At 62.8% G+C, this 2,203-nt stretch carries 2 protein-coding genes; both read left to right on the top strand.

Annotation, left to right across the window (positions count from 1 at the left end; all coding sequences use genetic code 11):
- A partial coding sequence (locus JOZ79_RS04810; RefSeq protein ID WP_294071362.1) for an aminotransferase class I/II-fold pyridoxal phosphate-dependent enzyme occupies window positions 1-509 on the top strand: 509 nt, incomplete at its 5' end.
- 3 nt (window positions 510-512) lie between these two features.
- A complete protein-coding gene (locus tag JOZ79_RS04805; RefSeq protein ID WP_294071360.1) occupies window positions 513-2,123 on the top strand; it encodes a hypothetical protein in 1,611 nt (536 codons plus the stop codon).
- Window positions 2,124-2,203 lie beyond the last annotated feature (80 nt).

Here is a 2,203-nt window from a genome sequence, read left to right as displayed (position 1 = left end):
CGTTGAGCAAGGCCTACGGGTCGATCGGCGGGTTTGTCGCGGCGCAGGCGCTGATCACCGAGATTTTGCGCATGACCTGCCCGGCCTATGGCTTCACGGCGACGCTGCCGCCGGACCAGGCGATGGTGATATCGACCGCGATCGATGTCGCCCGCGACGAGCCGGAGCGGCGAGAGCGGCTGTGGGATAACCAGCGCTATTTCGTGAGCCGCATGGCGAGCCTCGGCTACCGCCTGGTGTCGACGCAGACCCCCATCGTTCCCATCTGGCTCGGCGACGAGACGCGGGCGCAGGAGCTCGCCGGCGCCATCCGCGAGGAGGGGATCCATGTCGACGCGATTCGCTTCCCCGCAGTGCCGCTCAAGTCCGCGCGGCTTCGTATCCAGCTCAATGCTGGGCATCGCCGCGAGGATATCGATCGTCTGCTCGACATCCTGAAGCGACACGAGAGCCTGGCCGCGCCGCGCGAGCCCGTCGCCGTCACCGGCACCTGGGCTGCCGCGACGTAGCGAATGGGCCATCGCCCTTCAATCAATCTCCTGTCGTCCATATTGGCGCTGGCAGCGGCGGTGCTGGCGACGCCGATTGACGCGCTGGCGGTCACCATCCGGTTCGACTACCGATTTGACGAAGGGCATATCTCGCAGCATCCCGAACGCAGAAAAACTCTGGAGCTCGCCGCTGAAATCTGGGGGGCGCTTCTGCCCGATCGATTCGAGCGCATCCGGCCCGGAACGATGATGCGCTTCAATCATCCCAATACCGGAAAACCATTAAGCGTGCCCATGCCTGAGCACGGCGCAGACGTGCTGGTGTTCATCTTCCCGCGACCGGACGGGAAGGCTTCGGCAGCGCCTCTGCTCGGTGGCATCGACGGTTACAGCGATGGCAGGTCCGCATTTACCAAAGCGAAGCAACCCCGCGGCAAGCCGGTCCACAGCCTTTACCAGCGTGCCAACGGCATTCCATACCAGCCTTGGGCCGGCTGGATGAGAATCAATTTCGCGGGCGCTCGCCCCTGGTTCTATGCGCAATCGCTGGATCGGGTCGATGATATTCCGAGCGCGACGCACTGGGACCTTCTGTCGACGGCATTGCATGAGCTGGGGCACATTCTCGGCTTCTATCGGGATCCCTCGCCGTTCGGCTTCACCGACCTGGTGGCGAACGACCAGTTCGCCGGTCCACGCGCCGTATCTTTGGACGGCCGACCGATTCCACTCGATGAAGACTCCGGACATATCGGAGATTACAACAGCGCGACCTGGAAAGGCCGCCTGATCCTCGCCCGTCCCCACCTTCAGCAATATCTGATGGCGGGCGCCCCGCATCCGGTTCAGGGACTGCGGCTCTACCCGACCGAGCTTGACCTGGTGATGCTGGAGGATATCGGCTACACGGTGGACTGGGCGCAATTCCGGCGCTCGCCCTACGTCAGCGAGTTTCCGCGCCCGCAGGCTCACAAGCCGCATAGCCTCGTCGGGCTGTGGGAATTCAGGAAGGCTTCGGACCTCAACCGCGCGGACGTCGGCTACCCGCTCCTTTATATGCCGGCCAGCAGCGGCATCATCGAAGGAACCTTCAGGGACGATCACGTTCATGTCCCGTATCGCGCCTTTCTGTATTGCGATCACGGGATGGCAGCCAACGGCGGCGGCAGGAACGTCAACCAGTACACGGTCGCGTTTGACATTCGCCTGCCGAAGCTCGGCGTCGAATATGCGCTGTTGAATACCAGCCCGCACGGCAATGGGCCGGGCGACGTCTGGATCAGCCCGACCGGAAAGGTCGGGCAAGGCAGTTATTCCAAGCAAACGCTCAATGCCAATGTCTGGTACCGGATCGTCTTCAGCGCCGACCTGACGAAGGGCGAACGAAAATATTACGTCGACGGCCGGCTGGTTCACCGGCAGACAGGCGAAAAGATTGACGGTCGATTTTCCCTGAAAGTGCCGGACAAACCATTCTTCACGCTTTTTGCGGACAGCAAGGGCGAGGCCTCGCCCATCGATGTTCAGCAAGTCGCGTTGTGGAACTACGCGATGCCTGACAGCGCGATATCGGCGCTTGGTGGCCCGACTTTGAGGATATCGGCGGCACCTGGGGGAGGCGGCAAGGACTGAGCTACCGCGAGTCCAGTTCGATTTGACCCAGATCTCGCCCACCCACGGCCGTCACCCGCGGGCTTGACCCGCGGGTCCAT

This window comes from Sphingomonas sp., assembly GCF_019242355.1.
Lineage (GTDB): Bacteria > Pseudomonadota > Alphaproteobacteria > Sphingomonadales > Sphingomonadaceae > Sphingomicrobium.
This window is presented reverse-complemented; position numbering and strand designations above follow the sequence as displayed.

Bases quoted from the DNA above. Each gene is read 5' to 3' on its own strand.
- JOZ79_RS04805 (WP_294071360.1), top strand. From the start codon at position 513: ATGGGCCATCGCCCTTCAATCAATCTCCTGTCGTCCATATTGGCGCTG.